Raw genomic sequence first — 23,883 nt, 5'->3', positions numbered from 1 at the left:
GTGGACCCGCGGCGGTGTGCTGACAGACTGGGGCCGAACACGCCCCGCCCGAGAGGTCCCACCCCTGTGACGCAGCGCACGCCCGCACTGGCCCACCTGGCGGCCGCCTACGGCATCGCCACCGAGTTCTGGGACTGGCAGGGACAGCACACCGAGGTCCCGGACGACACGGTGGTGGCGGTCCTGGCCGCCCTCGGGGTGGACGTGAGCGGCGACTTCGTCGGGCGTGAGCTGGCCCGGGCGCAGGAGCGGGAGTGGCGCCGTCTGCTGCCCCCCGTGCTGGTGATCGCGCGGGGCGAGCGGGCGGACGTGCCCGTGCACCTGCGCGACGGCGAGCGGCCCACCGCACGGCTGCGCACCGAGGACGGGGCCGAGCAGGAGCTGGGTCTGGTCCCCGGCGAGCCGGAGCGCGGGAGGGTCGCCGGTGCGGAGGTCAGCCGGGTGCGGCTCGACGTCCCGGTGGACCTGCCCCTCGGCTGGCACGAGGTGATGGTCGAGGCCGGTGGCCAGCAGGCCCGGATGCCGCTCGTGGTGACCCCACCCCGGCTCGAGCTGCCGACCGGGCTCGCCGAGGAGAAGGCACAGAGCTGGGGCCTGATGACGCAGCTGTATGCCATGCGCTCAGGTGCCTCCTGGGGCCTCGGCGACCTCGCGGACCTGGCCGAGGCCGGGGCCTGGGCCGCCGGGTTGGGCGCGGACTTCGTGCTGGTCAACCCGCTGCACGCGGCCGAGCCGGTGGGGGAGATGGAGCCCTCCCCCTACCTGCCGACCAGTCGCCGGTTCGTCAACCCGATCTACATCCGGGTCGAGGACGTGCCCGAGGTCGCCTACCTCTCCGCCGCCCAGCGCCAGCTCATCGAGTGGCACGCGGACGACGCGCAGCGCTACCTCGACCTGGACCTGCTCGACCGGGACGGCGTCTGGACGGCGAAGGAGGCCGCGCTCCGGTTGATCTACCGCCAGCCGCGCTCGCTGCGTCGCTCGCGCGCCCTGCACGCCTACGTGGAGCGCGAGGGCCAGGGCCTGGTCGACTTCGCCACGTGGTGCGCCATCAGCCAGGAGCACGGCACCTGGTGGCGGCAGTGGCCCGAGGAGCTGCAGGACGCCCGGAGCCCCGAGGTGGAGGCCTACCGGCAGGAGCACTGCGCCGAGGTGGAGTTCCACTGCTGGCTGCAGTGGGTGCTGGACGAGCAGCTCGCCCGGGTGCAGCGCGACCTGCTCGACAGCGGGATGTCCCTGGGGGTGATCTCGGACCTGGCGGTGGGGGTCCACCCCGACGGCGCGGACGCCTGGGGGCTGGGCGACGCGCTGGCCCGCGGGGTCACGGTCGGGGCCCCGGCGGACCAGTACAACCAGCTCGGTCAGGACTGGTCGCAGCCGCCGTGGCGACCGGACAAGCTCGCCGAGCTCGGGTATGCCCCCTACCGCGAGATGGTGCGGGCGGCGCTGCGGGAGAGCGGCGGATTGCGGGTGGACCACGTCATCGGCCTGTTCCGGCTGTGGTGGATCCCCGAGGGTGCCGAGCCGTTCCAGGGCACCTACGTGCGCTACGACCACGAGGCGATGATCGGCATCCTGCTGCTGGAGGCGCACCGCGCGGGGGCCGTCGTCATCGGCGAGGACCTGGGCACGGTCGAGCCCTGGGTGCGCGACTACCTGCGCGAGCGCGGTGTCATGGGCACCTCGATCCTCTGGTTCGAGCGGGACTGGGACGGTGACGGCAGGCTGCTGGACCCGGAGGCCTACCGGGAGCTGTGCCTGGCCACGGTGACCACGCACGACCTGCCTCCGACCGCCGGCTACCTGGAGGGGGTGCACGTCGACCTCCGCTCCCGGCTGGGGCTGCTGGACCGCTCGCTGGAGGAGGAGCTGGCCGAGGAGGCCAGCTCGCGCGAGGAGGTGCTGGCCGACCTGCGCCGGCGCGGCCTGCTCGGCGAGGGCGCGGACGTGACCGAGCAGGTGCGGGCGCTGCACGCGTTCCTGACCCGGACGCCCGCCAAGCTGCTGGGCGTCAGCGTCAGCGACCTCGCGGGGGACAAGCGCGTCATCAACCAGCCCGGCACCGACGAGGAGTACCCGAACTGGCGGATCCCGCTGGCCGGGCCGGAGGGCCGTCCGGTGCTGCTCGAGGAGCTGGTGACCTGGCGCTCCGCGCGTCAGCTCGCGCGGGCCGTGGGCACGAAGCGCACCGTCTGACCCGGACGCGCCTGGGCCGCCGCCGCGACGTCCCGGGCGTCCACGACCCCGATGACCGGGTAGCCCCCGGTGACGGGGTGGTCCGCCAGCAAGATCGTCGGCTGCCCGGAGGGAGGCACCTGCAGGCTGCCGAGCACCATCCCCTCGCTCGGCAGCTCCCGGTCGTCGTCGCCCGCTCGCTCCAGCGGGTCGCCCTCGAGCCGGGCGCCGACCCGGTCGGAGTCGGCGCTCACCTGGTATGCCTGCCCGAGCAGCGTCCGCGCGGCCCCGGGGGAGAACCAGTCCTCGCGGGGCCCCAGCCGGACGCGCAGGGTGATCTCCCCGCCGGTGGGCGGGTCGAGCGGTGCGGTGTCCACGAGCGGGTCGCCGGCCGGCGCCGGGCCGACCGGCAGGCGCATCCCCGCGGTGAGGGGGTCCGGGCCGAGCCCGGCCAGCGTGTCCCGGGAGCGGGACCCCAGCACCGGCGCCACCTCGAGGCCGCCGCGCACCGCGAGGTAGCTGCGCAGGCCGACGGCGGGCATACCCAGCTCGAGCTCGGCGCCGTCCGGGAGCCACAGGACGCTGTTGAGCGGGACCGGGCGGCCGTCCACCGTGGCCGGGCAGGGGGCGCCGGTGAGCGCGACGAAGGCTCCGCCCGCGCAGGTCACCGACAGACCGCCCACGGTCACCTCGACCGCCGCCGCCCCCTCGTCGTTGCCGAGCAGCCGGTTGGCCAGCCGCAGCGAGGGCCGGTCCGCCGCCCCGGACCGGCCGACCCCGAGGTGCGCGAGGCCAGGTCGGCCGAGGTCCTGCACCGTCGCGGCGGGACCGGAGCGCACGACCTCGAGCGCGTGCTCCGGCGGGCGGACGTCGGCGCTCATGACGCGTCCTGCCGCACGAAGCGCACCTGCGTGCCGGGCACGAGCAGCGCGGGCGGGTCACGGTCGACGTCCCAGAGGGTGGCGTCGGTGCGCCCGATCAGCTGCCACCCACCCGGCGACTCCCGCGGGTAGACGCCGCCGAACTCCCCGGCGAGGCCGACGGCACCCGCGGGCACCCGGGTGCGCGGTGTGCTGCGCCGCGGGACGTGCAGCCGCTCGTCCTCGCCGACGAGATAGCCGAAGCCCGGCGAGAAGCCGCAGAAGGCGACGGTCCACTCCTGACCGGTGTGCGCGGCCACGACCTCCTCGGTGGACAGGCCGGTGAGCTCGGCGACCTCGGCCAGGTCGCTGCCGTCGTAGACCACGGGCAGCTCCACCCGACCCGCCACCGGTGCTGCCCCGGGACGGACCGAGACCGACCGGACCTGCTCGGCGACGGCGTCGACAGCCGTCTGCGCGGGATCGAGCTGCAGCAGCAGCGTCCTCGCGGCCGGCACCAGGTCGATCACGCCCGGGGGCGGTGCCTGCTCCAGGGCGGCGTGCAGGGCCAGCACCTGCGGCAGGTCGTCGAGCTCCACGAGGAGCCCGACGTCCCCGCACGGGAGGCAGCGCATCGCCTAGGCCCGGGTCCCGGCCGCGACGAAGGGACGGGCTGCCACCCCGGCGGCCTCGAGCGCCGAGCGCACCGCGCGGGCGACCGCGACGGCCCCCGGACTGTCGCCGTGGACGCACAGGGACTCGGCCGACACCGGGACCTCGGTGCCGTCCACCGCGGTGACGGTGCCCTCGGTGGCGATCCGGACGCACCGCTGGGCGATCTCGTCCGGGTCGTCCAGCACCGCACCGGCTTCCCGGCGTGACACCAGGGTCCCCTCGGGGGTGTAAGCCCGGTCGGCGAAGGCCTCCGGGACCGGGCGCAGGCCCGCCTCCTCGGCCTGCCGCAGCCAGGCGGACCCGGGCAGCCCGAGCACCGGCAGGGCGGGGTCGTAGGCCCGCACCGCCGCGACGACGGCACCGGCCTGCTCCTCGTGGTGCACGATGGCGTTGTAGAGGGCCCCGTGCGGCTTGACGTAGCCCACCCGGGTGCCGGCCACCCGGGCCAGCGCCTCCAGGGCCCCGATCTGGTAGATCACGTCGTCGGTGAGCTCGGCCGGCGTCATGTCCAGGAAGCGGCGACCGAAGCCCGCCAGGTCGCGGTAGCCGACCTGGGCGCCGACGACCACTTCGCGGGCGACCGCACCCTCGCACGCGTGGCGGAGCACGCCGGGGTCCCCGGCGTGGAAGCCGCAGGCGACGTTGGCGCTGGTGACGACCTCGAGGAGGGCGTCGTCGTCGCCGAGCTGCCACCGACCGAAGCTCTCGCCCAGGTCCGCGTTGAGGTCGATCTGCGTCATCGGGGTTCCGCCCGTCGCGTCAGCCGGCGTCGGCCGCCTGGGCCGCCACCGCACGCGCCACCGCGTCACGGTTCTCGGAGATGGTCCGACGCAGGCTGTTCGAGGCGTCGGGGTTGGCCGCCAGCCAGCTCTCGCTGGCCTCCAGCAGGGTCGGGCTGGCCAGGGCGAGCGGGTAGAAGCCGATGGCCAGGGACTCCGCGATGTGATGGGTGCGCTCGTCCCACACCTGGTTCACCACGCCGTGGTAGCGCTCGACGAACGGCTCGAGCAGGGCCTCCTCGTGGACCCGCCCGAAGCCGAGGGCCATCGCGGCGAGTACCGAGTTGGACAGTCCGGCCGTCTCCACCGCGTCGACCCAGGCCTTCTCCTTGGCCTCGGGGGAGGGCTGCGCGGCCCGGGCGCGGGCGGCCTTCTCGTGCCCGGTGGCGGTGTTGTCCCGCTCCCGCTCGGCGGCGATCTCCTCCTCGCCCACGGCGCCCGCGGTCGCGAGCGCGGTGAGGAGGGTCCAGCGCATGTCCTGGTCGACGGTCAGGCCGGCCAGCTCGCGCTCGCCGCCCAGCAGCTCGCGCACCAGGGTGAGGTCCTGCTCGGACCGGGCGAAGGAGGCCCACGCGGTGACCAGCTGCAGCTGGGCGTCGCTGCCTCCCTCGGCGTCGGTCGCGGCCTCCCGCAGGCCGGCCGTCAGCTCCGCCACGACCGCGCGGCGGTGGGCGGGGGCGGTGTAGGTGAGCGCCGCGGCGCTCACCTGCTGGATGAGCACCCGGAGCAGGGTGGAGTCCGTCTCTCCCGGCAGCGCCGTCAGGACCAGCCGGACGTAGTCGCTCGCGGACATCTCGCCGTCCCGCGTCATGTCCCAGGCGGCACCGAGGACCAGGGCGCGGGCGAGCGAGTCCTCGATCCCACGGATGTGCTGCAGCGCCGTCGCCAGCGACCGCTCGTCGAGGCGCACCTTGGCGTAGGCCAGGTCGTCGTCGTTGACGAGGAGCAGGTCCGGCATCGGCTGGCCGACCAGCTCGGTGACCGCTGTGCGCTCGCCGTCGACGTCCAGCTCGACCCGTCGGGTGCGCCGCAGCACGCCGCCGGTCAGGTCGTAGCACCCCACGGCCAACCGGTGGGGTCGCTGGGTCGGGTGCTCCTCCGGCGTGGTCTGCACCAGGGTGAGCTCGGTGATCGTCCCGTCCTGCGCGACGTCGACCTGCGGGGCGAGCGTGTTGACGCCGGCGGTCTCCAGCCAGACCTCGCTCCACGAGGTCAGGTCACGGCCGCTGGTCGCCTCCAGCTCGGCCAGCAGGTCGCGCAGCGTCGTGTTGCCCCACGCGTGCTTGGCGAAGTAGGCCCGGAGCCCGTCCCGGAACGGTTCACGTCCGACGTAGGCGACCAGCTGCTTGAGCACCGAGGCGCCCTTGGCATACGTGATGCCGTCGAAGTTCACCTCGACCGCGGCCAGGTCCACCATGTCCGCCGCGACCGGGTGGGTGGACGAGAGCTGGTCCTGCTTGTAGGCCCAGGCCTTCTCGGCGGTGCCGAAGGTGGTCCAGGCGTCCTTCCACTCCGTCGCCTCGGCCTGGGCCGTGGTGGAGGCCCACTCCGCGAAGGACTCGTTGAGCCACAGGTCGTCCCACCACGTCATGGTCACCAGATCCCCGAACCACATGTGCGCCAGCTCGTGCAGGATGGTCAGCGCCCGCCGCTCGACGATCGCCTCGGTGACCTTGGAGCGGAAGACGTAGTTCTCCACGATCGTCACGCACCCGGCGTTCTCCATCGCGCCCATGTTGTACTCCGGCGTGAAGATCTGGTCGTACTTGGTGAACGGGTAGGCGCAGTCGAACTCGTCCTCGAAGAAGGCGAAGCCCTTCTTGGTGACGTCCAGGATGTTGTCCGCGTCCAGGTGCTCGGTGAGGCTCCGGCGGCAGAAGACGCCCAGGGGCACCTCCCCCTGGCGGGTCGTGACCGAGTCACGCACCACGTCGTAGGGGCCGGCGACCAGGGCCGTGATGTAGGACGAGATGCGCGGCGTCGCCGGGAACGCCCAGGTGGCGACCTGCTCGGCGGGGACGCCGTCGGCGTTGCGCGCCCCCGGCGCGGGCGCCGGCTCCGGCGTCGGCTCGTTCGAGATCACCTGCCAGTGCGCCGGGGCGGTCACCGTGAAGGCGAAGGTGGCCTTGAGGTCCGGCTGCTCGAAGACGGGATACATGCGGCGGCTGTCCGGGACCTCGAACTGGGTGTAGAGGTAGACCTCCCCGTCGGCCGGGTCCACGAAGCGGTGCAGTCCCTCGCCGGTGTTCATGTAGGCCCCCGTCGCCTCGACGGTCAGCTCGTTGCTCTCCGCCAGGTCGGGCAGCGCGATCCGGGAGTCGACCCAGGCGGTGGCCGGGTCCAGCTCGGTGCCGTTGAGGACCACCCGTTCCACCGAGGCCCCGACGAAGTCGATCCAGCTGGAGCCGCCCGGCTCGCTGCAGGTGAAACGCACCGTGCTGCGCGTGGCGAAGGTCTCCGCCCCGCAGGTGAGGTCCAGCGCGATGTCGTAGGACTCCAGGCGGATCATCCCCGAGCGGGCCGCCGCCTCGTCACGGGTCAGGTTGGTGCCGGGCATGCAGATGTCTCCTCGTCGAGCGGTGGGGCTGGGCCTGCGCCCAGGGTATGCCGTGACACGATGGTCGCATGACCGATCACCAGACCGCTGGCCAGACGACGCACGCCGAGATGTTCTTCGACCCCGCCTGCCCCTGGGCGTGGATGACCTCGCGGTGGCTGATGGAGGCCGCCGCGGTGCGCGACCTCGAGATCACCTGGTCGGTGATGAGCCTGGCCGTGCTCAACGAGGGGCGCGACCTCGACGAGGACTACCGGGCCATGCTCGACCGCGCCTGGGGTCCGGTCCGGACCATCATCGCGGCCACCGCCGACCTGCCCGAGCAGGAGGCGAACCAGCTGCGCAAGGCGATGTACGACGCCTACGGCCAGCGGATCCACCTGGACGGACGGGGCAGCGAGGACCTCGAGGCGATCACCACCGAGGTGCTCGACGAGCTCGGGCTGGACGCGTCCCTGGCGAGCGCCGGCAGCTCGGACCAGCACGACGAGGCGCTGCGCGCGAGCCACCAGCGAGCCATCGACATGGTCGGCGACGACGTCGGCACGCCGGTCGTCAAGGTCGAGGACGTCGCCTTCTTCGGGCCGGTCGTCACCCCGGCACCCAAGGGGGAGGCCGCCGGGCGGCTGTGGGACGGGTGCCTGCTCGTCGCCGGCACCCCCGGCTTCTACGAGATCAAGCGGACCCGCAGCGTGGGCCCGGACTTCAGCTGACGGACAGCTGGGCGAGGAGGCGACGTGCGGGTGCACATCGGCGGTGACCACGCCGCGTTCGAGATGCAGCGGGACCTGGTGACCTGGCTGGCCGAGCAGGGCCACGAGGTGGTCGACCACGGGCCGACCGACTTCGACGCCCAGGACGACTACCCCGTCTTCGTGCTGCGCGCCGCCGAGGCCGTGGCCGGCGATCCCGGGTCGCTCGGCGTCGTGCTGGGTGGGTCCGGCAACGGCGAGCAGATGGCGGCGAACAAGGTGGCCGGGATCCGCGCCGGCCTGGCCTACGACCCCGAGCTGGCGCGGCTGACGCGCGAGCACAACGACGCCCAGGTCGTCGCGATCGGTGCGCGGATGCATACCCAGGAGGAGGGGCGGGCGATCGTCGCGGCCTTCCTGGCCACGCCGTTCTCGGGGGACGAGCGGCACCAGCGTCGGATCGACATGATGCGCGACTACGAGGACGACGGGACGCTGCCCCCGCTGCCCTGAGCGGAGACGACGAGGCCCCCTCCCGGATGCACCGGGAGGGGGCCTGGCTCGCTCGGGTGGGCCTCAGGCCTTGTCGCCCTCGCCCTCGCCGTCGCCGCCCTCGACGCCACCGAACGTGTCGGCCTGGTCGTTCGCGAAGTCCTGCGCCTTGTCGACGTGCTCCGAGTGCTCGCCACCGGTCTTGTCGTCGACGAAGTCACCGCCCTGCTCGATGCCCTGGTCGATCTTCTCGTCATGCTGACCGGCCATGTCCTTGGCCTTGTCCATGAAGCCCATGACGCGAACTCCTTCCCATCGGGTCCGGCGCCCCGGTCGGGGCACCGGTCGTGCGTGACCACGCAACCACACCCGCCCGGACCTGTCGACCCGGGCCCGGGCTCAGCCGGTGAGGGCCCAGACGACCCGCACCAGGACCCGGACCTCGTGGTCCGCGGCATCGACCGGTGGGCCGGTGGCCTCCATGCTCATCGCCGCGGCGTCTCCCGGGACCGGCCCCGCGTGCTCGGGCAGCTCCTCGATGGTCACGGCCCGGCCGACCGCCCGGTCGACCAGCGCGGCATACTCCTCCGCCCGGCGTCGGGCGTCGAGCAGCGCGGCCTCCCGCGCCCGGACCTCGAGCGCCGTCACGTCCGACACCTCCGGCCGCAGCGACTGGACCGTCAGGGCGTCGCCGACCGCCTCGGCGAGGACGGCCACCAGCTCACCGGCCCGCCCAGGGTCGGGCGCCACCACCCGCAACGACTGCGCGGCGGTATGCCCGCGGGGCGCGCCGTGGTGGTCGTGCCGCGGGTGCAGGGTCAGGCCGTGGGTGCGCACCCGGTGGTCCGGGAGCGCGTCGGTGCAGGCCTGGGACGCGGCGGTCAGGGCTTGCAGCGCCTGGGCCACCGTGGACCCGTGGCCCTCCAGGTAGAGGTCGAGCACGACCGAGTCGGGCGTCGCCCCGGCCCGGCCGGTCCCGGTGACCACGATCCGGTCGGTGGCGGGGTCCCGCTGGTCCGGACCGTCGGAGGCGGTGGGGAGATCCATGCCGTCAGGGTAGGCGGGCGCGCCGCCGAACGGGGGAGACTGGGCCCGTGACGCGTCGCTGGGTCCTCCACGTGGACATGGACCAGTTCCTCGCTGCCGTCGAGCTGCTGCGCCGGCCGGAGCTGGTCGGGCGCCCGGTCGTGGTCGGCGGCCGGGGCGACCCGACCGAGCGGGCGGTGGTCTCGACCGCGTCCTACGAGGCGCGCGAGCACGGGGTCCGCTCCGGGATGCCGCTGCGGGTGGCGGCCCGGCGCTGCCCCGACGCGGTCTTCCTGCCCGTGGACTTCCCCGTCTACGAGGACGCGTCCGAGCAGGTCATGGCCACGCTGCGGGCATGGCCGGGTGCCGTGGTGCAGGTGCTGGGGTGGGACGAGGCCTTCGTGGGCGTCGAGACCGACGACGTCACCGAGGTCGCGCTCGGCCTGCAGGCGGCCGTGCTGGCGCGGACGTCGCTGCACTGCTCGATCGGCATCGGCGACACCCTCGTCCGCGCGAAGACGGCCACCGAGTTCGGCAAGCCGCAGGGGACCTACCGGCTCACCGAGGAGAGCTGGCTGCCGGTCATGGGTGAGCGGCCCACCACCGCTCTCTGGGGCGTGGGGTCCCGCATCGCGGCCCGCCTGGCGTCGCTGGGGATCGACACCGTCACCGAGCTGGCGCACGCCGACGACGCCGTGCTGGCCGGCGAGTTCGGGCCGACCAGCGGTCCGCGGCTCTCCGAGCTGGGGCGGGGCGGCGGGAGCCGCTGGCCGGACGACACGCCCTGGGTGCCGCGAGCACGCGGGCGGGAGACGACATACCAGCAGGACCTGGCCTCACCGGAGCAGGTGCGGGAGGCGCTCGCCGAGCTCGCCCGCCGGGTCGTCGACGACGTGGCGGAGGAGGGCCGCCCGGTCCGGCGCGTCTTCCTCAAGGTCCGCTTCGTGCCCTTCTTCACCGTCACCCGCGGCCGCAAGCTGGCCGAGCCCACCACCGACCCGGACGTGCTCGCGGACACCGCCTTCACGCTGTTCCGGAGGCTGGAGGACGACCGGCCGGTGCGCCTGCTCGGGATCCGCGGCGAGATGGTGCCCCCGCCGGAGGGCTACTGACCGACTCGTGGTCGGATGGTGGTCATGAAGATCGGCATCGTCATCGGGTCAGTCAGGGACGGGCGCAAGGGGGAGAGCGTCGCCGCGTGGGTGCAGGAGCAGGCTGCCGGGCGGGAGCGCGACGGCGAGACCGTCGAGCTCGAGCTCATCGACCTCAAGAGCTTCGACGTCCCGCTGCTGGAGTGGGAGACCATCCCGGGAGCGGCGAAGAAGCAGTACCCGCACGAGAGCGTGCACGCCTGGAGTGCCGCCGTGGACGCGTGCGACGGCTTCGTCCTGGTCACGCCGGAGTACAACCACTCGGTCCCCGGGGCGCTGAAGAACGCCGTCGACTGGCTCTACCCGGAGTGGCAGGGCAAGGCGGCCGCGCTGGTGTCCTACGGCGCGGAGTCGGGGGTGCGGGCGGTCGAGCACTGGCGGCAGATCCTGGCCAACTTCAGCATGGTCGTGGTCCGCCAGCAGGTGTCGCTGTCCGGGTTCGACGAGTTCGACGGGGCGCAGGTGCGGCCGAACGACCGCCGCGCCGGCGAGCTCGAGACCCTCCTGGACCAGCTCGAGGAAGCCGTCGCTCGCCAGGGCTGAGGGGTGCGGCGGCGTGGTGGAGCGGGTGACGGGAATCGAACCCGCGTAGCCAGTTTGGAAGACTGGGGCTCTACCATTGAGCTACACCCGCGCGCCCCGCGCGATGTCCGTCGCGCCGGGCCGAGGAGTTAGTCTAAACCCTTGCTCGCGGCGTCCGTGACGCCGCCCACGACGGGGTATGGCGCAGCTTGGTAGCGCGTCCGCTTTGGGAGCGGAAGGCCGCCGGTTCGAATCCGGCTACCCCGACCACCTAGCATGGTGCTGATCCGCGTGCTCGCCGCGGGCCGTCCCTGTGCCCGGCGAGAGACGACATACCCCCGACATGACAACGGAGCAACCTGCAGTGAAGAGCGCTGTCGAGACCCTGACCCCGACCCGGGTCAAGCTGACCGTCGAGGTCCCTGCCGCCGACCTCCAGCCCCGCCTGGACGCCGCCTACAAGAGCATCGGCGCGAACGTCCAGATCCCCGGCTTCCGCAAGGGGAAGGTGCCGAACCGGATCATCGACCAGCGGTTCGGCCGCGGCGCGGTGGTGCAGGAGGCGGTCAACGAGGCACTGCCGGAGTACTACACGCAGGCGATGACCGAGAACGACCTCACCCCGCTGTCCCAGCCCGAGGTCAACCTCACCTCGCTGCCGATGGAGGACGGCCAGGACCTGGCCTTCGAGGCCGAGGTCGACATCGTGCCGCAGTTCGAGCTGCCCGACTTCTCCGGCATCGAGGTCCAGGTGGACCCCGCCCAGGCCAGCGAGGAGGACGTCCAGACCCGCATCGACAACCTGCGCGAGCGTTTCGGCACCCTCACGCCGATCAAGCGCAAGGCCAAGACCGGCGACCACCTCACGATCGACCTGTCCGCCATGATCGGCGACGAGGAGATCGACTCCGTCACCGGCGTCTCCTACGAGATCGGCTCCGGCACCATGCTCGACGGCCTGGACACGGCGCTGCGGGGCACCAAGGTCGGCGACACCGTCGAGTTCAGCTCCCCGCTGGCCGGTGGTGACCGCAAGGGCGAGAGCGCCGACGTCACGGTCACGGTGCAGGCCGCCAAGGAGCGGGAGCTGCCCGAGCTGGACGACGAGTTCGCCCAGCTGGCCAGCCAGTTCGACACCATGGACGAGCTGCGCGCCGACCTCGCCAAGCAGGCCGAGCAGGGTGCGCGCTTCGAGCAGGGCGTCGGTGCCCGCGACAAGGTCCTCGAGGCCATGCTGGGCATGGTCGAGATCCCGGTGCCCGACAGCCTCGTCGAGGCCGAGGTGCACCGTCACCTGGAGGGTGAGGAGCGGCTCGAGGACGACGAGCACCGGGCCGAGGTGACCGAGTCGACGACCAAGGCGATGCAGACCCAGTTCCTGCTCGACGCGCTGGTCAAGCGGGACGAGGTCGAGGTCGACCAGGGCGAGCTCATCGAGTACATCATGATGACCGCCCAGCAGTACGGCATGGATGCGCAGCAGTTCGCCCAGCAGATCGACCAGCAGAACCAGGTGCCCGCGATGGTGGCCGAGGTCGGCCGCCGCAAGGCCCTCGCGAACGTGCTGGAGCAGGCCACGGTCACCGACACCGACGGCAACGTGGTGGATCTGGACGCCATCGAGGGTGACGACGAGGACGCCGACGGCGAGGACGTCGTGCCGGGCGACCAGGTGATGGAGGCCGGTGACGCCGAGGCCGAGGTCGCCGACGCCGAGGTCAACGAGGCGGACGCCGCCGAGGAGCCCGCGACGAAGGGCTGATCTCCCTCCGGCCCGACATGAGCAGACGAACTGCCCTGGCTGCACGGTCCTGACCGTGGAGCCAGGGCAGTTCCGTTGCTCATGTGCGGGCCGGGTGGTCGCGCGGCGGCTCAGGCCTGGCGGCTGACCTCCAGCGGACGCGCCCGGACCGAGGGCTGCGCGGCGCGGCGCTCGTGGATCGACAGGGCCACGACCGACGCGACCACCAGCGCCATCCCGACCCACTGGCTCGGCTCCGGCCGGGCCGCGAAGGCGACCACACCCACCGCGGCGGCGGTGAGCGGGAAGGCCAGCTCGGCGAGGGTCGCCCGGGACGCCGGGGTATGCCGCAGCGCCAGGTAGTAGAGCGTCATCGCCGCCAGCCCCGGCAGCAGCGCCAGCGCCAGGATGGAGGGCGCCGCCGAGAGCGGGACGGCCAGCGGGGTGCTCGTGAGGCCGGCGATGACGGCGAGCGTGAGCAGGCCCACCGTGAAGCGCAGCGAGGTCAGGTCCACGAACCGGAGCTCGGCGCTGGCCGCCCGCCCGAGGACGGTGCCGCACGCCCACAGCGCCGCGGCTCCGAGCGCGAGCAGGGCCGCCTGGGCCGAGCTCACGGTCACCGCCAGCGGGTCGGCGAAGGTCATCAACCAGGCGCCGACCACGGCCGGGAGCAGGAAGAGCAGGAAGGAGCGTCGCAGCCGTTCACCGAGCAGCAGCGCCGCGAGGGCGAGGGCGATGAAGGGCTGCATCTTCTGCAGCACCTGCGGGGTGATGGGGTCGCCGAGGCGGAAGGCCGCGGTGAACAGCGTGGTCGCCAGCGCCGAGCTGCCCGCCCCGATCACCAGCACCGAGAGCTGGGTGCGCGGGCTGGCGGCCCGCAACCGCCGCACGGCGGGCACCAGCCACGGCAGGAGCAGCAGCGTGAGGAGCACGTGCTCCCAGAAGACGATGGCCAGCGACGGCAGCTCCTGGGCCAACGGACCGCGCCACAGGGCGGACAGTCCCCAGAGGGAGGCGGCCAGGGCGACCAGCCAGGTGCGGTCGGTGCGGGTGGTGAGGTTCACCGGCCAAGCCTCCCACGTCGGCCGGACGCAGAGTGTGCGGTCGGTCGACGCAAAGTGTGCGGTCGGTCGACGCAGAGTGCGCGGTCGGTCGACGCAGAGTGCGTGGTCGGTCGGTCGGGGCCGAGTGCGCTCACGGCGAACACGACCCGGACAGGGGAGTTTCGCGGCGGTGGCGGACGTTAGGGTCACTGACAAGCCACACGTGCCGCACGGCATACCCCGGACGAAGCGAGGGAAAGCAGCGCATGACTGACATCACGATGGCCGAGAGCCCGGCGCCCGCCGGTCTCGACGACCAGATCTACAACCGCCTCCTCAAGGAGCGGATCATCTTCCTCGGGTCGGAGGTGCGCGACGAGAACGCCAACGCGATCTGCGCCCAGCTGCTGCTGCTCGCCGCCGAGGACCCGGAGAAGGACATCTGGCTCTACATCAACTCACCCGGTGGCTCGGTGACCGCGGGCATGGCGATCTTCGACACCATGCAGTGGATCCCGAACGACGTGGCCACCGTGGCGATGGGCCTGGCCGCCTCGATGGGGCAGTTCCTGCTCTCGGCGGGAGCGCCGGGCAAGCGGTACGCCACCCCGCACTCGCGGGTGATGATGCACCAGCCCTCCGGCGGCATCGGCGGCACCGCCTCGGACATCAAGATCCAGGCCGAGCAGATGCTGCACATCAAGAAGCAGATGGCCGAGCTGATCGCCGAGCACACCGGCCAGACCGTGGAGCAGATCACCACCGACTCCGACCGGGACCGCTGGTTCACCGCGGCCGAGGCCAAGGAGTACGGCTTCGTCGACCACGTCTACGAGCGCTCCGGCGACGCCGGACCCACCTCCTGACCGGCCACCCGACGCGAGAAGAGAGCTGACCTCACCATGACCTTCAACCAGCACAGCCCGTATGCCGGTGGCGCCTGGACGGGCGCGGCCCCGGCGCAGCACCAGCACGGCGGCGGTGGCAGCCCGCTCACCCCGAGCAGCCGCTACATCCTGCCGCAGTTCGAGGAGCGCACGTCCTACGGCACCAAGCGTCAGGACCCCTACACCAAGCTCTTCGAGGACCGGATCATCTTCCTCGGGGTGCAGGTCGACGACGCCTCGGCCGACGACATCATCGCCCAGCTCATCGTGCTCGAGAGCCAGGACCCGGACCGCGACATCCTCATGTACATCAACTCGCCCGGCGGGTCGTTCACGGCGCTCACCGCGATCTACGACACGATGCAGTACATCAAGCCGGACGTGCAGACCTTCGTCATCGGCCAGGCCGCCTCGGCCGCCGCGGTGCTGCTCGCGGCCGGTGCCCCCGGCAAGCGCTTCGCGCTGCCGAACGCGCGGGTGCTCATCCACCAGCCGGCGCTCGCCGGCGGCGACTACGGCCAGGCGTCCGACATCGAGATCCAGGCCAACGAGGTGCTGCGGATGCGCACCTGGCTCGAGGAGACCTGGGCCAAGCACTCCGGGCGCAGCGCCGAGCAGGTCCAGAAGGACATCGAGCGCGACAAGATCCTCACCGCCGAGGAGGCCAAGGAGTACGGCCTCGTCGACGAGGTGCTGGCCTCGCGCAAGGCCTCGCTCGACGACTGAGGGCAGGACCGCGGGGTGATCCGCGTGGCGTTGCGCTGACAGCGGACGGTGCGCGGCAACACGCGGATCACCGTGGTAAAACCCTGCCGAAAGAGCACCAGGCAAGGTAGCGTCGGGCAGACAGGCAGGGCGAGCGAGCATCGGCCCGCACCATGGCAACAGGGCAGACGCAGGAAGGACGACCACGTGGCACGGATGGGCGAGAGCAGCGAGCTGCTGAAGTGCTCTTTCTGCGGAAAGAGCCAGAAGCAGGTCAAGAAGCTGATCGCCGGCCCGGGGGTCTACATCTGCGACGAGTGCATCGACCTGTGCAACGAGATCATCGAGGAGGAGCTGGCCGAGTCCAGCGACCTCGGGCTGGGGCAGCTGCCCAAGCCGCGTGAGATCTTCGACTTCCTGCAGAACTACGTCGTCGGCCAGGACCCCGCGAAGCGGGCCCTGGCCGTCGCCGTCTACAACCACTACAAGCGCATCCAGGCCGGGGAGGGCAAGAGCGGCAGCGACGAGAACGTCGACATCGCCAAGTCCAACATCCTGCTCATCGGCCCGACCGGGTGCGGCAAGACCTATCTCGCGCAGACGCTGGCGCGGATGCTCAACGTCCCCTTCGCCATCGCCGACGCGACGGCGCTCACCGAGGCGGGGTATGTCGGTGAGGACGTCGAGAACATCCTGCTGAAGCTCATCCAGGCGGCCGACTTCGACGTCAAGAAGGCCGAGACGGGCATCATCTACATCGACGAGATCGACAAGATCGCGCGCAAGAGCGAGAACCCGTCGATCACCCGCGACGTCTCCGGCGAGGGGGTCCAGCAGGCGCTGCTCAAGATCCTCGAGGGCACGGTCGCCAGCGTGCCGCCGCAGGGCGGGCGCAAGCACCCGCACCAGGAGTTCATCCAGATCGACACCGGCAACGTCCTCTTCATCGTCGGCGGCGCCTTCGCCGGGATGGAGAAGATCATCGAGTCGCGGACCGGCAAGCAGGGTCTGGGCTTCGGGGCCGAGCTGAAGTCGGCCAAGGACGCGGGGGAGCACTTCGGGGACGTGCTGCCCGAGGACCTGATGAAGTTCGGGCTGATCCCCGAGTTCATCGGCCGCCTCCCGGTCATCACCACGGTGTCGCCGCTGGACCGGGACGCGCTGGTCAACATCCTCACCGAGCCGCGCAACGCGCTGGTGAAGCAGTACAAGAAGATGTTCGAGATCGACGGCGTCGAGCTGGAGTTCGCCGACGACGCGCTCGAGGCGATCGCGGACCAGGCGCTGATGCGGGGGACCGGTGCCCGCGGTCTGCGCGCCATCCTCGAAGAGGTGCTCCTGCCGGTGATGTTCGACGTCCCCTCCGACGAGGAGATCGCCAAGGTGGTCATCTCCCGGGAGGTCGTGCAGGAGAACGTCAACCCCACGATCGTCCGCCGCGACGTCGCGCCCCGCAAGCGCCAGCAGCGCAAGGAGAGCGCCTGACCGCAGCGGTCCGCCCCGCGCACCTCGCGCCGGGATCCGCTCAGGGCCGGGTCTGCCGCTGGCGTTCGCGAAGCCGGACGTAGCCGACCAGGGACAGCGCCAGCAGCGCCAGCCCGACGACGCTCGGCAGCGCTCCGCCGCCGTCGCCGGCGCCCGTCACCAGCGCCGCCAGCCCCCAGACCACCACGGTGACCATCGCGACGATGCCCACCCGCCCGGCGTAGAGGCGCAGCACCGACGCAGGCACCGTGGCCTGCGGCGGGACGGACGCCGCGAGCGCGGCGCTGGCGTGGACGACCAGCACGCTCCACGCCGCCGGGAGCAGCGCCCAGTGCCACGGACCGGGCACGCCGGCCCACCAGCCGGCGACGGCCCACACCAGGAAGAAGCCCGGCATGATCCCGTTGGGCTGCACCACGATGAGGGCACCGAGCAGCACCGTGCCGATCCACGCGACCGGCCCGCCACCACCGGCGACGGCGAGGGAGGCGGCATACCCCAGCGCACCGAGGACCGCCAGCAGCCGCACCCGACGGTGGCTGGGGGTGGCGGTGCGCAGGTTGACCCAGTGCTCCCGCAGCTCGCCCACGGCTAGACCACCGCCCCGCGCCGCCGGTGTGCCAGCTCGAGCAGCACCACGTCGAGGCTGCCCGGCCCCAGCCACGGCACGACGGCGACCCCCTGGGCGCGGATCGCGCGGATCTCCCGGTCCCGCTCCAGCATCCGGATCCGCCAGGCGGTGCGGGCCAGCGGGTCGCGCTCGGCGCTCGGCACCACCCCCTCGCCGGACTCCACCAGCGCGTCGACCACGACGACCGACAGGCCGCGGGCGGCGAGCATCGCGGCCTGGGTGAGCGCGTCCGGGGAGACCAGCGCCGAGATCATCACCACCAGCGTGCCCGAGCCGACGCCGAGGTGGACCCGGCGCGGGTCCGTCTGGTCGTCGGCGGCAGGTTGCAGCCGGCTCAGGGTGTCCAGGATGCGCACGCCGTGCCGCTTGCCCGTGCCCACCGGGACGGTCAGCGGCGTCCGCGCCGACAGCACCCGCAGGCTCACCCGGTCCCCCTGCTGGAGGAAGTGCTCGCTGATGGCGGCAGCGGCACGGACCGACCGGTCCAACGAGCTCTGCTCGCCGGACAGCCCGCCGGACCTGCCCAGGTCGTAGTGGGCGTCCACCAGCACCGCGACGTGCGTGTCCTGGTCGGCGTAGCTCGACGTGACGTGCAGCTCACCGGTGCGCGTGGACCGCGGCCAGTGGATGCGGCGCAGCCGGTCCCCGAGCTGGAACGGGCGGATGCTGGCGAACTCGCTGCCCTCGCCGGGTCGGGTGGAGCGGTGCATGCCGACCAGGCCACGGGGGTGGGGTGCCGGTGCCGAGGTGTCGAAGGCGGCCGGCTGCGGCAGCACCCGCAGGCCCTGCGCCTCCATCGACAGCGGCCCCCAGCGGAACGACCCCCAGGCGCTGGTGGCGGCCACCTGCATCGGCCCGATCCGCCGCACGCCCCACCGGGTGACCCGCACGCCGACGAGCAGCCGTCGCCGCCCCTGCACCAGCGGCCCCTCGGCGTCGGCCACGGTTGCCGTCCGCTGCACCGGCAGGTCGTCGCTGTCCAACGTCCGGCGCATCCGCTCCTGCACCACGGCCTCGACGAAGGGCGCGGGGGTGAGGGCGGCGGAGAGGATCTCCGCGTCCTGCACCGGCTCGAGGTCGGCGACGGCCAGCGCCTGGTCGCCCTCGCGCACCTGCGCGTGCGACAGCGCGAAGCGATGGTCCGGTCGCTCGACCGGCCGCGTCGCCAGTCCCCACGCGAGCACCACGGCCAACGGGCTGACCAGCACCAGCAGGTCGGGCCGCCGGAAGAGCAGCGCCACCGGCACGAAGACGAGCACGGCGACCAGGCAGCGCAGCACGGCGTGCGTGGGGCGCCAGGCGTCGGCCCGCTCGACCCGCGCCATCAGACCTGGGCCGAGGCTTCGTGGTCCGCGTCGTCGACGGTGGAGGCGCCGGTGCGCGAGCCGGGGACCGGCACCTGGCCGAGCGCCGCGGTCACCACGCTCGCGCCACCGGTGTCGGACATCCACAGCTCGGGCTTGATCGAGATGCGGTGGTCCAGGACGGCGTGCGCCACCGCCTTGACGTCCTCGGGGGTGAGGTAGTCGCGGCCGTGGATGACGGCATACGCCCGCGCGGTGAGCATCAGGGCCAGCGAGCCGCGCGGTGAGGAGCCGACCAGGACGGCCCGGTGGCGACGGGTGGCGCTCGCCAGCTCGACGCAGTAGCGGGAGATGTCGTCCTCGACCGGGACCCGCTCGACCGCGTCCTGCATCGCGGCCAGACCGTCCGCGTCGGTCACGGCGTCCAGGTGCTGGTCCTCGGTCTGCCGGGAGACCCGGCGGCGCAGCACGTCCCACTCCTCCTCGGGGCTGGGGTAGCCGAAGGAGACCCGCGCCAGGAACCGGTCCAGCTGCGCCTCCGGCAGCGGGTAGGTGCCTTCGTACTCGACCGGGTTGGCGGTGGCGAGCACGTGGAAGGGCTGCGGCAGGGCGAAGGTCTGGCCCTCGACCGTCACCTGGTGCTCCTGCATCGCCTCCAGCAGCGCCGACTGGGTCTTGGGCGGGGTGCGGTTGATCTCGTCGGCGAGCAGCAGACCGGTGAACAGCGGTCCGGGGCGGAAGGCGAACTCGGCCGCCTTCTGGTCATAGACGAAGGAGCCGGTGAGGTCCGATGGCAGCAGGTCGGGCGTGAACTGGGCACGGGTGAAGTCCAGCCCGAGCGTCTGCGCGAACGACCGGGCGGCCAGCGTCTTGCCCAGGCCTGGGTAGTCCTCGAGCAGGACGTGCCCCCGGGACAGGATCGCGGTGAGGACCATGGTGAGGGCCTCGCGCTTGCCGACGACGGCCTGCTCGACCCGGTCGAGCACCTCGGCGCAGCGCCGGGCCACCTCGGGGACCTCGAGCGGTGGGTCGGCGGTCGGCGGGGCGGAGGGGGTGTCGGTCACAGCTTCTCGACTCCTTCGATGGCGGTGTGCAGCGCGCTCCGGCTGCGCTTGCGGGTGTCGCTGGGCGGGTGGTCCAGATAGGCCTGCAGGTGCGGGTCCAGCACCTCGCGGGCGCGCTCGGGCTCGGCGTCCAGGTCGACGCCGTGGTGGGCGAGCAGGCGCTCCGCGGCGAGCTCGCGGATGACCGGGTAGATCTCGTCGCCACGGTCGTCCCGCTCGACGGCGTCGCGCAGGTCACGGCGCAGCCGGAGCAGCCGGTAGTCCATGGCGTCAGGTGGCGCCGACTCCTGCCGGGGGGTCGAGACCCAGTAGGCCTGCTCCACGTCCTGGCTGGTGCTGGTCATCCCCCACATCGTCAGGGCGACCACGAGCCCGCTGAGGAGCACGGCCAGCACCACCACCGGCAGCGAGTGCGGCAGGGACCCGATGTAGTAGAGCAACCCGCCGATGATGACGGCGCAGACCAGCGCCGGGACGAGGAAGCGGCGCAGCGTGGGCGGTACGGCGGCGCCGTGCGCCGTGGGGCTCACCGGGACGCTCCGGTCTGCCCGTCGCCCGCCCCGTCGCCCGCGGCGGCGCGGGCCTCGGCCTCCTGCTCGGCGATCCTGGCCTGCTCGGCGAGGACCCGTCGGCGCAGGTCCTCGTGGATCCGCTCCAGGGCGGCCACGGCGCGGTCCCGCTGCTGCTCGCTGACCGGGTGCCGGGAGAAGCGGGCCTCGCGATAGGTCTCGGACAGCTCCCGGATGGCAGTCGCGTCGACGTCCCACCGGGACAGCACCCGACGGGTCAGCTCGGCAGCGGTCTCGGACAGGTCCTGGCGCAGGCCGGAGCGGCGCACCGCGTCCTCGAGGGCGACCCAGCAGGCGACGACCGCGTTGCGCGGGTCGCCCTCGGCGAGCGCGCGGTAGCGCACGTCCTCACCGCTGGCCTCCAGCAGGGCGACGAGCTCCTCGTCGTCCTCGACCCCCAGCGGCTCACGCTCGTCCCGCTGCCGGTCCAGCAGCATGCGCAGCACCATGAGGATGACGACGACCACCATGACGAGGAAGCCGATGAGCAGCCAGTCCACGGCGCGGCCGTCCTGCTCCCGCAGCTCACCGTCGCCCACCTGTTGCGACGGCGCCTCCGTCACCGCGGGGAGATCGGGCATACCCAGGGACGGGGTGCCCCAGGTGCCCTGGGGCGGGCCGACCAGCGAGGACCCGCTGCTCGAGCTCCACAGCAGCAGCGTCAGACCCGCGAGCGCAGCGAGCACGGCGAGGACCACGGTCGACCTCATGCCCCTGCGCATGGCTCCACCCTAAGCGGGGTCCACCACCAGGGCGACGTCGCTGACCGCGAGGGTGTCCGCCTCGGCGAAGGCGACCTCGCCCACGACCTTGCCGGCCGCACGCAGGTCACCGAGGGCGGCGCGGACCTGGTCCAGCTCGGCGGGGGGACCCGCGATGGTCGCGCCGGAGATCTCGGTGCGCATCTTCACCTTGGCCTCGGACTTTGCCCGGCGCAGACCGGCGAGGGCCTGGCCGACGGTGCTCAGCAGGGCCGGCGGGGCGTCGGCGCCGGGCAGGTCCAGCTCCTCCACCACGGGCCAGGGCTGGGTGTGCACCGAGCTGCCCTCGTCGTGCCACCACGACCAGACCTCCTCGGACGCGAAGGACAGCACCGGGGCGAAGAGGCGCAGCTGCACCGACAGGGCGAGCCGCAGCGCCGCCCTGGCCGAGAGGGTTTCCGGCGAGGGGTCGGTCGTCGGGCCCTGTGCGCTGAACTCGCCGCCGTAGGCACGCTCCTTGACCAGCTCCAGGTAGTCGTCGCAGAACGCCCAGAAGAAGGACTCGGTCGCATCCAGCGCTGTCGAGTAGTCCCAGCTCTCGTAGGCCGTGGTGGCGCGGCGGACCACCTCCGACAGGCCCGCGAGCATGGCCCGGTCCAGCGGCTCGGTGACCAGCGAGGCGGGGTCGGCGTCGGTCGGCAGCTCACCGAAGGACAGCACGAACTTGCTGGCGTTGAGCAGCTTGATCGCCAGCCGCCGCCCGACCTTCACCTGGCCGGGGTCGTCGACCGTGTCCACGCCCGGCCGGGCCGCGGCCGCCCAGTAGCGCACCGCGTCGGTGCCGTTGGCCTCCAGCATGTCGAGGGGGGTGGAGGCATTGCCCTTGGACTTGGACATCTTCTTGCGGTCCGGGTCCAGGATCCACCCGTTGAGGTAGGCGTCGGACCACGGCAGCGACCCGTGCTCGTGGTGCGCCCGCACCACGGTGGCGAAGAGCCAGGTCCGGATGATGTCGTGGCCCTGCGGCCGCATGTCGAACGGGAAGATCGCGTCGAAGAGCTCGGCGTCGGATCCGGCGCCCTGACCTCCCTGGGTCGGCCAGCCGCCCGCGATCTGGGGGGACAACGAGCTGGTCGCCCAGGTGTCCATGACGTCGGTGTCGGCCGTGAACCCGCCCGGGGTGTCCCGCTGCTCCTCGGCGTAGCCGGGCGGCACGTCGTTCACCGGGTCCACCGGCAGGCTGGCCTCGTCGGCGACCAGCACCCGGTCGTGGTCGACCTCGCCGTGGGCGTCGACGGCATACCAGACCGGGAAGGGGACCCCGAAGAAGCGCTGCCGGCTGATGAGCCAGTCACCGTTGAGCCCCTCGACCCAGTTCTTGTAGCGGCTGCGCATGAAGCCGGGGTGGAAGTCGATCTCGTCGCCGCGCGCGATGAGGTCCGCCCGCAGGCCGTCGTCCCGTCCGCCGTTGCGGATGAACCACTGCCGGCTGGTGACGATCTCCAGCGGCTTCTCGCCGCGCTCGTAGAAGTTGGCCTTGCGCTGGGTCTTCGTCGGCTCGCCGTCCAGGTCGCCGCTCTCCCGGAGCGCGGCGACGGTGGCCTCGCGCGCGGAGTGGGTGGTCCTCCCGGCGAGCTGCTCGGCGTAGAGGTGCTCACCCGGGCCGCCCGCGACCCACTCGGGGGTCTCGGCCTGGAAGCGGCCGCTGCGGGTGATGACCGACCGGGTGGGCAGGTCCAGCTCACGCCACCACATCACATCGGTCATGTCGCCGAAGGTGCAGCACATCGCGATGCCGGCGCCCTTGTCCATCTCGGCGGCCGGGTGGGCCAGCACCGGCACCTCGACGCCGAACAGCGGCGAGGTGACCGTGGTGCCGACGAGGTCGGCATACCGCTCGTCGTCGGGGTGCGCGACGAGGGCGACCACCGAGCAGATCAGCTCGGGGCGCGTCGTCTCGATGTGGACCGGGTCACCGCCGTGGCGGTGGTAGGCGACCCGGTGGTAGGCGCCGGGGTAGTCGCGCGCCTCCAGCTCGGCCTGCGCGACCGCCGTCTGGAAGGTGATGTCCCACAGCCCGGGCGCCTCGGAGGTGTAGGCCTCCCCCCGCGCGAGGTTGCGCAGGAAGGCCTGCTGGGCCACGGCGCGGGAGCGGTCCTCGATGGTGCGGTACTGCACGTTCCAGTCGATCGCCAGGCCGAGGCGGCGGAAGACCTCCTCGAAGGCCTGCTCGTCGATGACGGTCAGCTCCTCGCAGAGCTCGATGAAGTTGGCCCGGCTCACCGGCACCTGGTCGGCAGCCCGAAGCGCCTTGCCCTCCCCACCGCGCTGCGGCGGTGTGAAGTCGGGGTCGTAGGGCAGCGAGGCGTCACCGCGCACGCCGTAGTAGTTCTGCACCCGCTTCTCCGTGGGCAGCCCGTTGTCGTCCCAGCCGATGGGGTAGAACACCTGCTTGCCGGTCATCCGGTGGTAGCGGGCCAGGCAGTCCGCCTGGGTGTAGCCGAAGACGTGGCCCAGGTGCAGGGTGCCCGACGCGGTCGGCGGAGGGGTGTCCACCGCGAAGATCTGCTCCCGCGGGCCGGCCAGCGCGGCGTCCCGGTCGAAGGCGTAGGTGTCCGTGTCCTTCCATACCCCGACCCACTTCTCCTCCAGGCCGTCCACGGACGGCCGCTCGGGCAGCTGCGCCGGGCGGGAGGGGGCGATCTGGTGCGGGAGGTTCATGCTCGGTATTGTCACAGACCCCGTGGCTGCCGAACGACCGGGATTCGGGACCCGAACGAGCACCGCAGGCCACGTGTTCCCCACGCATGTCACGATTTGGTCA

At 72.6% G+C, this 23,883-nt stretch carries 22 protein-coding genes and 2 tRNA genes; 10 read left to right on the top strand and 14 right to left on the bottom strand.

The window, feature by feature from the left end; genetic code table 11:
* Nucleotides 1–66 precede the first annotated feature (66 nt).
* Complete coding sequence (gene malQ, locus FXF60_RS06265) at nt 67–2,196, top strand: 4-alpha-glucanotransferase (RefSeq protein WP_151524617.1); 2,130 nt, start codon at nt 67–69, stop codon at nt 2,194–2,196.
* Here the strand turns inward: malQ and FXF60_RS06260 are convergent.
* The 4 genes from FXF60_RS06260 to pepN are packed head-to-tail and all read right to left on the bottom strand — an operon-like array spanning nt 2,157 to nt 7,046.
* A complete protein-coding gene (locus FXF60_RS06260) occupies nt 2,157–3,056 on the bottom strand; it encodes a 5-oxoprolinase subunit C family protein (RefSeq protein ID WP_151524615.1) in 900 nt (299 codons plus the stop codon). The two genes, malQ and FXF60_RS06260, sit on opposite strands and share 40 nt — an antisense overlap.
* Complete coding sequence (pxpB, locus tag FXF60_RS06255) at nt 3,053–3,634, bottom strand: 5-oxoprolinase subunit PxpB (RefSeq protein WP_238335735.1); 582 nt, start codon at nt 3,632–3,634, stop codon at nt 3,053–3,055. The genes FXF60_RS06260 and pxpB overlap by 4 nt, the downstream gene beginning before the upstream one ends.
* A gap of 39 nt (nt 3,635–3,673) precedes the next feature.
* Nucleotides 3,674–4,450 carry a LamB/YcsF family protein gene (locus tag FXF60_RS06250; protein ID WP_151524611.1) on the bottom strand — a complete coding sequence of 259 codons (777 nt, stop codon included), beginning with the start codon at nt 4,448–4,450 and terminating at the stop codon, nt 3,674–3,676.
* A gap of 19 nt (nt 4,451–4,469) precedes the next feature.
* Nucleotides 4,470–7,046 (bottom strand): aminopeptidase N, encoded by a 2,577-nt coding sequence (pepN, locus tag FXF60_RS06245; protein WP_151524609.1) that lies wholly within the window; start codon nt 7,044–7,046, stop codon nt 4,470–4,472.
* A 68-nt stretch (nt 7,047–7,114) separates the two neighbouring features.
* On the opposite strand from pepN, the gene FXF60_RS06240 reads away from it, so the two are divergent.
* Together FXF60_RS06240 and FXF60_RS06235 are read left to right on the top strand one after the other, a co-directional pair.
* Nucleotides 7,115–7,759, top strand: a complete 645-nt coding sequence (locus tag FXF60_RS06240; RefSeq protein WP_151524607.1) for a mycothiol-dependent nitroreductase Rv2466c family protein — start codon at nt 7,115–7,117, stop codon at nt 7,757–7,759.
* Nucleotides 7,760–7,783: 24 nt separating this feature from the next.
* A complete protein-coding gene (locus tag FXF60_RS06235; protein WP_151524605.1) occupies nt 7,784–8,251 on the top strand; it encodes a ribose-5-phosphate isomerase in 468 nt (155 codons plus the stop codon).
* Nucleotides 8,252–8,314: 63 nt separating this feature from the next.
* Here FXF60_RS06235 and FXF60_RS06230 read toward each other — a convergent pair whose 3' ends face one another.
* On the bottom strand, nt 8,315–8,527 hold the full coding sequence (locus FXF60_RS06230) for an antitoxin (protein WP_151524603.1): 213 nt from the start codon (nt 8,525–8,527) through the stop codon (nt 8,315–8,317).
* A 102-nt stretch (nt 8,528–8,629) separates the two neighbouring features.
* Nucleotides 8,630–9,277, bottom strand: coding sequence for an SIMPL domain-containing protein (locus tag FXF60_RS06225; RefSeq protein WP_151524601.1), 648 nt, complete (start codon nt 9,275–9,277; stop codon nt 8,630–8,632).
* A gap of 47 nt (nt 9,278–9,324) precedes the next feature.
* Here FXF60_RS06225 and FXF60_RS06220 point away from each other — a divergent pair, with 47 nt between their 5' ends.
* Both FXF60_RS06220 and FXF60_RS06215 read left to right on the top strand, forming a co-directional pair.
* Nucleotides 9,325–10,368: a DNA polymerase IV gene (locus FXF60_RS06220; protein ID WP_202879574.1), complete on the top strand. Its 1,044-nt coding sequence runs from the start codon at nt 9,325–9,327 to the stop codon at nt 10,366–10,368.
* Between the two features lie 24 nt (nt 10,369–10,392).
* Nucleotides 10,393–10,950, top strand: coding sequence for an NADPH-dependent FMN reductase (locus FXF60_RS06215; protein ID WP_151524599.1), 558 nt, complete (start codon nt 10,393–10,395; stop codon nt 10,948–10,950).
* Between the two features lie 17 nt (nt 10,951–10,967).
* On the opposite strand, the gene FXF60_RS06210 is transcribed toward FXF60_RS06215, so the two are convergent.
* A tRNA-Gly gene (locus FXF60_RS06210) sits at nt 10,968–11,041 on the bottom strand.
* Between the two features lie 81 nt (nt 11,042–11,122).
* Here FXF60_RS06210 and FXF60_RS06205 point away from each other — a divergent pair.
* Nucleotides 11,123–11,199, top strand: a tRNA-Pro gene (locus tag FXF60_RS06205).
* Between the two features lie 94 nt (nt 11,200–11,293).
* The gene (gene tig / locus FXF60_RS06200) at nt 11,294–12,691 is read left to right on the top strand and encodes a trigger factor (protein WP_151524597.1); all 1,398 of its coding nucleotides are present in this window, start codon (nt 11,294–11,296) and stop codon (nt 12,689–12,691) included.
* Between the two features lie 110 nt (nt 12,692–12,801).
* On the opposite strand, the gene FXF60_RS06195 is transcribed toward tig, so the two are convergent.
* On the bottom strand, nt 12,802–13,734 hold the full coding sequence (locus tag FXF60_RS06195; RefSeq protein WP_151524595.1) for a DMT family transporter: 933 nt from the start codon (nt 13,732–13,734) through the stop codon (nt 12,802–12,804).
* 245 nt (nt 13,735–13,979) lie between these two features.
* On the opposite strand from FXF60_RS06195, the gene FXF60_RS06190 reads away from it, so the two are divergent.
* The 3 genes from FXF60_RS06190 (at nt 13,980) to clpX (ending at nt 16,790) form a co-directional block, all read left to right on the top strand.
* Nucleotides 13,980–14,579: an ATP-dependent Clp protease proteolytic subunit gene (locus FXF60_RS06190; protein WP_151524593.1), complete on the top strand. Its 600-nt coding sequence runs from the start codon at nt 13,980–13,982 to the stop codon at nt 14,577–14,579.
* Nucleotides 14,580–14,615: 36 nt separating this feature from the next.
* Nucleotides 14,616–15,326: an ATP-dependent Clp protease proteolytic subunit gene (locus FXF60_RS06185; protein ID WP_151524591.1), complete on the top strand. Its 711-nt coding sequence runs from the start codon at nt 14,616–14,618 to the stop codon at nt 15,324–15,326.
* 186 nt (nt 15,327–15,512) lie between these two features.
* A complete protein-coding gene (clpX, locus tag FXF60_RS06180) occupies nt 15,513–16,790 on the top strand; it encodes an ATP-dependent Clp protease ATP-binding subunit ClpX (protein WP_151524589.1) in 1,278 nt (425 codons plus the stop codon).
* Nucleotides 16,791–16,830: 40 nt separating this feature from the next.
* Here clpX and FXF60_RS06175 read toward each other — a convergent pair whose 3' ends face one another.
* The 6 genes from FXF60_RS06175 to valS are packed head-to-tail and all read right to left on the bottom strand — an operon-like array spanning nt 16,831 to nt 23,780.
* Nucleotides 16,831–17,379: a hypothetical protein gene (locus tag FXF60_RS06175; protein WP_151524587.1), complete on the bottom strand. Its 549-nt coding sequence runs from the start codon at nt 17,377–17,379 to the stop codon at nt 16,831–16,833.
* Between the two features lie 2 nt (nt 17,380–17,381).
* On the bottom strand, nt 17,382–18,746 hold the full coding sequence (locus FXF60_RS06170; protein ID WP_151524585.1) for a DUF58 domain-containing protein: 1,365 nt from the start codon (nt 18,744–18,746) through the stop codon (nt 17,382–17,384).
* The gene (locus tag FXF60_RS06165) at nt 18,746–19,789 is read right to left on the bottom strand and encodes an AAA family ATPase (RefSeq protein ID WP_437440851.1); all 1,044 of its coding nucleotides are present in this window, start codon (nt 19,787–19,789) and stop codon (nt 18,746–18,748) included. The genes FXF60_RS06170 and FXF60_RS06165 overlap by 1 nt, the downstream gene beginning before the upstream one ends.
* Nucleotides 19,786–20,319 (bottom strand): hypothetical protein, encoded by a 534-nt coding sequence (locus tag FXF60_RS06160; protein WP_151524583.1) that lies wholly within the window; start codon nt 20,317–20,319, stop codon nt 19,786–19,788. The genes FXF60_RS06165 and FXF60_RS06160 overlap by 4 nt, the downstream gene beginning before the upstream one ends.
* On the bottom strand, nt 20,316–21,080 hold the full coding sequence (locus FXF60_RS06155; protein ID WP_151524581.1) for a DUF4129 domain-containing protein: 765 nt from the start codon (nt 21,078–21,080) through the stop codon (nt 20,316–20,318). Before FXF60_RS06155 ends, FXF60_RS06160 begins: the two co-directional genes overlap by 4 nt.
* A 9-nt stretch (nt 21,081–21,089) precedes the next feature.
* Complete coding sequence (gene valS / locus FXF60_RS06150) at nt 21,090–23,780, bottom strand: valine--tRNA ligase (RefSeq protein ID WP_151524579.1); 2,691 nt, start codon at nt 23,778–23,780, stop codon at nt 21,090–21,092.
* Nucleotides 23,781–23,883 lie beyond the last annotated feature (103 nt).

This window comes from Serinicoccus kebangsaanensis (genome assembly GCF_008919445.1).
Taxonomy (GTDB): domain Bacteria; phylum Actinomycetota; class Actinomycetes; order Actinomycetales; family Dermatophilaceae; genus Ornithinicoccus; species Ornithinicoccus kebangsaanensis.
The sequence above is the reverse complement of the archived record's forward strand: the minus strand, read 5'-3'. Positions and strand labels throughout refer to the sequence as shown.

Bases quoted from the DNA above. Each gene is read 5' to 3' on its own strand.
- FXF60_RS06225 (WP_151524601.1), bottom strand. From the start codon at position 9,277: ATGGATCTCCCCACCGCCTCCGACGGTCCGGACCAGCGGGACCCCGCC.
- FXF60_RS06215 (WP_151524599.1), top strand. From the start codon at position 10,393: ATGAAGATCGGCATCGTCATCGGGTCAGTCAGGGACGGGCGCAAGGGG.
- pepN (WP_151524609.1), bottom strand. From the start codon at position 7,046: ATGCCCGGCACCAACCTGACCCGTGACGAGGCGGCGGCCCGCTCGGGG.
- FXF60_RS06260 (WP_151524615.1), bottom strand. From the start codon at position 3,056: ATGAGCGCCGACGTCCGCCCGCCGGAGCACGCGCTCGAGGTCGTGCGC.
- FXF60_RS06185 (WP_151524591.1), top strand. From the start codon at position 14,616: ATGACCTTCAACCAGCACAGCCCGTATGCCGGTGGCGCCTGGACGGGC.
- FXF60_RS06170 (WP_151524585.1), bottom strand. From the start codon at position 18,746: ATGGCGCGGGTCGAGCGGGCCGACGCCTGGCGCCCCACGCACGCCGTG.
- FXF60_RS06190 (WP_151524593.1), top strand. From the start codon at position 13,980: ATGACTGACATCACGATGGCCGAGAGCCCGGCGCCCGCCGGTCTCGAC.
- FXF60_RS06155 (WP_151524581.1), bottom strand. From the start codon at position 21,080: ATGCGCAGGGGCATGAGGTCGACCGTGGTCCTCGCCGTGCTCGCTGCG.
- FXF60_RS06230 (WP_151524603.1), bottom strand. From the start codon at position 8,527: ATGGGCTTCATGGACAAGGCCAAGGACATGGCCGGTCAGCATGACGAG.
- valS (WP_151524579.1), bottom strand. From the start codon at position 23,780: ATGAACCTCCCGCACCAGATCGCCCCCTCCCGCCCGGCGCAGCTGCCC.
- FXF60_RS06250 (WP_151524611.1), bottom strand. From the start codon at position 4,450: ATGACGCAGATCGACCTCAACGCGGACCTGGGCGAGAGCTTCGGTCGG.
- FXF60_RS06240 (WP_151524607.1), top strand. From the start codon at position 7,115: ATGACCGATCACCAGACCGCTGGCCAGACGACGCACGCCGAGATGTTC.